This window comes from Paenibacillus agricola, assembly GCF_011440305.1.
Classification (GTDB): Bacteria; Bacillota; Bacilli; order Paenibacillales; family NBRC-103111; genus Paenibacillus_S; species Paenibacillus_S agricola.
In genome coordinates, this window is the sequence record NZ_JAAOIW010000012.1 from 190056 (window position 1) to 196407 (window position 6352).

Annotated in this window: 7 protein-coding genes; 6 read left to right on the plus strand and 1 reads right to left on the minus strand. The window is 47.7% G+C overall.

Annotated elements, in window-relative coordinates; translation table 11 throughout:
* Window positions 1-48: 48 nt before the first annotated feature.
* Window positions 49-462, minus strand: coding sequence for a helix-turn-helix domain-containing protein (locus G9U52_RS27500; RefSeq protein ID WP_166153864.1), 414 nt, complete (start codon window positions 460-462; stop codon window positions 49-51).
* Window positions 463-614: 152 nt separating this feature from the next.
* Here G9U52_RS27500 and G9U52_RS27505 point away from each other — a divergent pair, with 152 nt between their 5' ends.
* The 6 genes from G9U52_RS27505 to G9U52_RS27530 form a co-directional block, all read left to right on the plus strand.
* Window positions 615-851, plus strand: a complete 237-nt coding sequence (locus G9U52_RS27505; RefSeq protein WP_166153865.1) for a helix-turn-helix transcriptional regulator — start codon at window positions 615-617, stop codon at window positions 849-851.
* Window positions 852-926: 75 nt separating this feature from the next.
* Window positions 927-1100, plus strand: coding sequence for a hypothetical protein (locus G9U52_RS27510; protein WP_166153866.1), 174 nt, complete (start codon window positions 927-929; stop codon window positions 1098-1100).
* A gap of 74 nt (window positions 1101-1174) precedes the next feature.
* Window positions 1175-1501: a hypothetical protein gene (locus G9U52_RS27515; protein WP_166153867.1), complete on the plus strand. Its 327-nt coding sequence runs from the start codon at window positions 1175-1177 to the stop codon at window positions 1499-1501.
* Window positions 1502-1517: 16 nt separating this feature from the next.
* A complete protein-coding gene (locus G9U52_RS27520) occupies window positions 1518-4295 on the plus strand; it encodes a DUF927 domain-containing protein (protein ID WP_166153868.1) in 2778 nt (925 codons plus the stop codon).
* Window positions 4296-4670: 375 nt separating this feature from the next.
* A complete protein-coding gene (locus G9U52_RS27525) occupies window positions 4671-4958 on the plus strand; it encodes a hypothetical protein (RefSeq protein ID WP_166153869.1) in 288 nt (95 codons plus the stop codon).
* Window positions 4959-5019: 61 nt separating this feature from the next.
* On the plus strand, window positions 5020-6352 hold a 1333-nt coding region (locus tag G9U52_RS27530), incomplete at its 3' end, for a hypothetical protein (protein WP_166153870.1).

A 6352-nucleotide genomic window follows, 5' to 3' on the forward strand; every position in this document is an offset into this window, starting at 1 on the left:
GTTAGGATTTTGGATGATCCCTCCAGATGCAGCATACCCTAAAGGCTGTTACTGATATTCCGGAAATAAGACTTCGAGCATTCTCGCAACGCGCTGCCGATCTTGATTGGTGAGTGGATGGCCTTTGTAATAAACTGCATCTATCTGTTCGATCTTTTCTTTCAAATCAAAAAGGTCATTAGAGAAATCCTCGTTACCAAAGTCTCTAATGAGTTCCTCATGTCTCGCTTTCTGGGCTTCCTCGATATGCCCTGCATCATACATCAAATGAGAGTATTCAACACCAAGCGGATCGGCAAGCTTTTTTAGAATTTCAGGTGAAGGCATCCCCGTTTTTCGGCCACTTTCCAAATGCGATATATATGATTGAGACACGCCAGATTTCTCCGCTAGTTCATGGGTGCTTAGTGATCGTTCTTTTCTATATTCACGCAATTTCCTGCCAAACTCTTTAACGTCCATAACTAAACCCGCCCTCTCATTATTAAATACAATAATACTCAAAGTGAATACAAAAGTAAATAAAAAACCTTTACATATGACATAATTCACTATATTATGAGTTTAATAGTACTCATTGAGTACTAAAAAGGTTGAAGGGGGGTGGAGCTACAATGTACCTGAAAACAAACGTCAACACTCTGAATGAGTTGCTTTTCCGTAAGGGTTTGACGAAGCGATCTTTTGCCCAGGTTGCCGGAATCGGGCAAGTAACTGCCCTGCAGGTGTGCAATGGCCAAAGAAATCCTTCCGCTCCGGTAGCAAAAAAGATTGTTGATGCACTTCAAACGGATTTTGACAGCCTGTTTGAGATTGTTAAGGGAGAGACAGCGCACGGTTGCCTTAGGTGACAAACAAGGGATATCACATATCGGGGTAAAGCAGGCTAGGTCGAATTAAGCGATAGAGGCGGAAGGGAGACGAAAATGAATCGTAGGTTGGAACAAGCCGTGAATGACACGGTTAACGAGCTCCGGGAGCGTGGAATTGACGTTTCAAGAATGCAGGATGAAATTGGCGAGATTATCGATGATCGTTGGCCGCATTATGAAGCTGATCGCGATTGGGAAGATGTGGCTAAACAGCTGGGATTATTCTGACACAAACATTAAGACCAATACGGGCTGGCTTTCGAAGCATCTTCCGCTATGGTTGAAACGAAGGGTGAGATGGTATGAAAACGGTGAAAATGTCTTTAATATCTTGGCAAGGAACGATTGTAAATGAATGGTCAGTGGCATATGCACGTCGTAATGACGCGCTTGATCACGCAATGGATCGAGCTGATCAGGAAGGACACGCCGGTATAATGTGGGCTACGTTCAGCCAGGGAAAGACGCAAGAGGTTGCTTTTGACTCACACGATCCGCGCGGAATAGAAGTATTTGCCAAAGCTGCCCTGCCTTATATGACCAATAAAAAGCTTGACGTGGATCGTCTGCTTCGGGAAAGTTCTGTGCGAATGCCGGGACCCAATCTCAAATCAGCGAAATGCAAGTAGGGAAGCGGGCGGCAGCATGGAAGACAGAGAACTTGATATATCATTCGGCAAGCATCGGACAGACATCAGCTGGAAAATTGAATATCTAGCCTGGGGCGAGTTTGTGGATCGCCTACGTAAGGTACGCCGGACTGCAGAGACGATGGCACAGTATGACAAGATGGATAAGGCGAAGAGAGGCAAGATCAAGGATGGCATCTGCTTTGTTGGAGGGCTCGTCCGTGGCGGGCGCCGCAAGAAAGAGTCCATTGACACCCGCAGCCTGCTCGCGTTGGACGTGGACAGGGCTGACGATGATTTCCTGTTTTCTGTTGAACTCGTCTTGGGTGGATCTGCTTACGTGATTTACTCTACGCATAGTTATCGGCCAGATGAGCCTAAATACCGTCTTGTCGTGCTTCCTAACCGTAACCTAAGCCCAGACGAGTATGCCGCTATCAGCCGCAAGCTGGCGGAGCAGATCGGCATGGACTACTTCGACAAGACCACATTTGATGTGCATCGCCTCATGTACCTACCTAGCTGCAGCAAGGATGCAGAGCCAGTGCTTGAAGTCTACGAGGGCGAGCCATTGGATATCGATAAGCTGCTTGGTGAGTACAAGGATTGGCGAGACCCGCTGCAATGGCCACGGCATGCTGACGACAAGATTCAGCGCCATACGTCCAAGAGGATGGAAGACCCTAGGGCGAAGCGCGGGATTGTTGGTTTATTCTGCCGGTGCTTCTCGATCAGTGATGCCATTACGACGTTTCTGCCTGACAAGTATGATGCCACGGACGAAAGTTTGACGCGATACACCTATGCAGGATCCAGCAGTTTTGGTGGGCTTGTTGTTTACGACGAGGACACATTTGCTTTTAGCCATCATGAAAGTGATCCGTGTAGCGGTCGTGAAGTCAATGCGTTCGACTTGGTTCGGCTGCATATGTTCGGCGATTTGGATGAGGGTTTGGCTGATAATACGAACTTGGAAGAGAAACCAAGCCAAGTAGAAATGAAGCGGTACGCAGCTGAGCTGCCGGAAGTAAAGAAGATTTCCCAGGAAGAAAGCAGCGCGGAGATGCAGGAGGCTTTTGCCGATGCGATGGAGACCGATTCCCCCACGGAAGGGGAACACCAAATTGATATTTCTAACGTCCGGATCCCCTCTGGATTCAAGGTTATGGATGGGAAAATATTCGAGGTCCGAGAGTTGAAGAATGACATTAAACATATCCCGATTTGTGATTGTATGGTTGCTATTACCGCACGGTATGTGAACCTAACGGACAACACACATGGTCTGGAGGTATCGTGGAAGATTAATGACTGGCTCCGGACCGTGTCCGATTCTCGAAGCACCTTCATGGACTCCAAGAAAATTATCAACTTATCTGATTATGGGCTCCCGGTACATTCGGGTAATGCCCGAAACCTGGCCGGGTATTTGAGCCGATTCGAGACGGAGAATGAACAAACGCTTGTAACAAAGAAGGTCAGCAACCAGCTGGGGTGGACGAAAGGCGGTTTTTTGCTGGGGGAACAATTCATCGGCAAAGGTGCGATTCAATTCCAACCGGGGGATGCCGGGGACGGTCAGACGGCAAAGGGCTTCCATACAAAAGGAACGATGGAAGGGACCCTTGATGTGCTGAACAAGGTTCAGGCGTTTGCTGCGGTCAAAATGGCGATGTATGCTGCCCTATCCGCCCCGTTGCTTGAACGCTGGGGTGAGAGCCCGTATATATTCGAGCTAGCAGGAGGAACGTCCAGAGGGAAGACTACAGCGATGCGGATTGCTGCCAGCCTATTCGGCTGCCCCGATGAGCAGAAGCCCGGATTTTTCAAGCAGTGGAACCTGACTAGGGTTTCCATTGAACGGTATGCTGCCACAATGAATAATCTGCCGCTATTTATTGACGACACGAAGAAGGCTGACATTCGGATTGTCCCAGGTGTTATCTATCAGTTCTGCAGCGGCCAGAGCAAAGGACGAGGATCGTTGAAAGGGTCGCAAGCGGGCGTAGGGTGGTGCACGGTCATGCTATCGACAGGGGAGCAGAAGCTGACTTCTTTCTCCAAAGATGGTGGTGCAGCTGGGCGAATTTTGTCACTGGAGGGACCACCATTTGCATCCACGGACGTGGAGACAGCTAAGATGATTGATGGGTTGAACAAACAGGTAAGCGAGCATTATGGCCATGTAGCGGAGCCGTGGATCCGATTCCTGCAAACGACGGACATGAAGAATTGGAAAAAGAAGTTTGCAGCAGCCAATGATAAATACTTGCAGCTCGCGCGTGGCGCAGGTGAAGTCGCTATGCGGATATCCAAAATCATGGCGATCGTTGATGTCGTAGGGGAAATGTTCGACCTTTGCTTCGGTCTTAGTCTTTACGCGCCGAGTGAATTACGAAACGAATGGCTCCAGATCATCCGCGGTGCAACAGAGCTGGACCAAGCGGCAGAGGCTGTAGACGCAGTGATGGGGTGGGTGGCTTCCAAGAATAAGCAATTTGTTAAAAACGGCATGCCCCCATACGCAGGGGATACCCTCGGTGAACTCAAAAAGGACGAGGCCATCGTAATCGCGACAAATCTGAACGATTTTCTAAGGTCCCATGGGTATGAACCCCATTCTATAACAAAGGCCTGGAAGGAAAAAGGATGGCTAAACACAGATACGGGGCGAACACAAAAATCCCCTAGGATTGCCGGTGTTGGAAATACCCGTACTTATAATTTTAACCTAAGTAAATTAGGATGGTCGTTTGACATCCCTGATCGATTTGCAGAATTCGGTGAGGATTAGCGTTTTATGAAACCAAAATCGGGCTAATCCTACCACAGAATACCGAATACTAGAAAGGATGTGGTTACGCCAAAAACACAAGCGGATCAAGGGTTTTCAGCTATTCATTATTATATGTAACCTATGTAACCAGTAAATAATATATATACTTAATAGTGAAAATTAATTTCCATATAATTACCAATTATGATATTTTAATATTTTCATATAAGTATATATTTTCCACGTGGTGGTTACGTGGTGTCAAATTGCTTAACCCCTTGGGGCGTAAGGGTTAGCGGTGGTTTCAATTGCTGGTGACTACTGGTTTCATGGGAAAATACCACCTATAACTAGAACAAACCAGGTTAAGAAGTGGAGAGGAGGGTTGAGTACGTGAAGAAGAAAAGCAAGCTGCTCAGCCAGGCAGATAAAAAACTCATGAGCCAGATGCGAGAGGCTGCAGATCACGGTGCTTTTGAGGCTTGTGTTACGCATTTTATGGAAACTGTGATGTCAGGTGATATTCCCTGTATGGCGGGGGTCAATAACGCGGAGAAACTCAAGCTTATCGTAATTCGGCAATTGGCGTATATCGCCAACATCGTAGCAGCAGAAAAGGGTCTCTCAACCTTTTCCATAGTACACCCTTTCGCGATATTTGATACGAGGTCGAAAGGGTGAGACCCGTAAGGAGTAGATTTCAATACGTGCCTAAGGGTACCGCACAAAGGAGAGATGAAACATGATGGATGTTATTAAAAGCTACCTGGTCAGCTTGGGTTTTAGCGTCGATAAGGCTTCCTATCAAGAAGTTACGAAGGTAATGGGCGGTGCTCAACAGAGCGTCGCGAAGTTTGCCGGCAGCGCTGTGACCCAGTTTGCCCTGGCTGGGTTAGCGGTGACCACCTTTGCCGCAACGGCAGTCCTTGGGATATCGAATTTCCTGGACAAGCTAGCCCAGGCAGATCTGGAGACAGAGAAGCTGGCTAGGCAGATGTGGCTCAGCAAAGATGCAGCAGCTGCCTACAGCAACACGCTTAAGGCGATGGGCGTTACACTGCAGGACTTGTACCTGTCGCCGGAGCTGATGCGGAATTTTCAGGAGCTCAACAAAGAAGCTCGGAACCTCAAGGCTCCAGCTGAATTTTTTGACCAGATGAAAGAGATCCGGGCGATACGTTTTGAATTTACGAAGCTGAAGCTAGAGGCGACATATTCGCTGCAATGGATCGGCTACTACCTCATTAAGTATTTGGAAAGCCCGATCAAGCAGATCAAGCAAACGCTGCAGGAAGTCAACAGCGTCATCATCAAAGAGATGCCGTCCTGGACGAAGGTCATAGCTCAGGTCATGAGCTGGTTTGCGAGGATGGGTATTGCTGCCTTCAAAGCGCTTAAGGATATCCTGCAGTTGTTCGGGGATTTAAGCAGCCAGATACCCCGTAATCTTAAGTTGATCGGTGCCGCTGTGACGGCGTTCGGGTTAATTTTGTCCACGGGACCTGTAGGCATATTCATCGCCAGTTTGCTAGGCCTTATCCTGCTGCTGGATGATTTTTATACGTACATCGATGGCGGCGATTCCCAATTTGGACCGTTCTGGCAGAAGCTTCTTGATCTGTTTGAAGGGTTAAATGGCGCTGGCTTTTTCGAGGAGTTTAAGAGGAGCGCCAAGGATGCGTTCGAATCGGTTTCTAAAATCGTAGACGACGCTAAGAAAAGTATCGAAGATTTCTGGAAGGCGCTCGAAGACAAGGGAGCCTTAGAGAACACGGAAAAAGCGTTCAAAAATACCTTTGAGATACTGCGTCTTTTATTCGAAGGTGGGAAAACTTGGGTTCAAGACTTTTTTAAGGAACTGGAGAAGCAAGGTGTTCTAACAGACCTAAAAGAAAGTTTTGAGGATGTTATTGTTTCGGTAGCCGATCTAGCTGAGGCGGTCACAGAGGCCATAGAAAAAACACTGGGTCTGAAGGAAACGGAAATAATCCTTGGGGGCATTGGGGATATTCTGAAGCTTGTAATCATTGCCTCTTTAAAAACTATAAATGGTCTTTTAAAGTCCACAGCTGGAT

What these genes read in the sequence shown, in the direction of transcription:
- G9U52_RS27515 (WP_166153867.1), top strand. Translation starts at nt 1,175, where the DNA reads ATGAAAACGGTGAAAATGTCTTTAATATCTTGGCAAGGAACGATTGTA.
- G9U52_RS27520 (WP_166153868.1), top strand. Translation starts at nt 1,518, where the DNA reads ATGGAAGACAGAGAACTTGATATATCATTCGGCAAGCATCGGACAGAC.
- G9U52_RS27505 (WP_166153865.1), top strand. Translation starts at nt 615, where the DNA reads ATGTACCTGAAAACAAACGTCAACACTCTGAATGAGTTGCTTTTCCGT.
- G9U52_RS27510 (WP_166153866.1), top strand. Translation starts at nt 927, where the DNA reads ATGAATCGTAGGTTGGAACAAGCCGTGAATGACACGGTTAACGAGCTC.
- G9U52_RS27500 (WP_166153864.1), bottom strand. Translation starts at nt 462, where the DNA reads ATGGACGTTAAAGAGTTTGGCAGGAAATTGCGTGAATATAGAAAAGAA.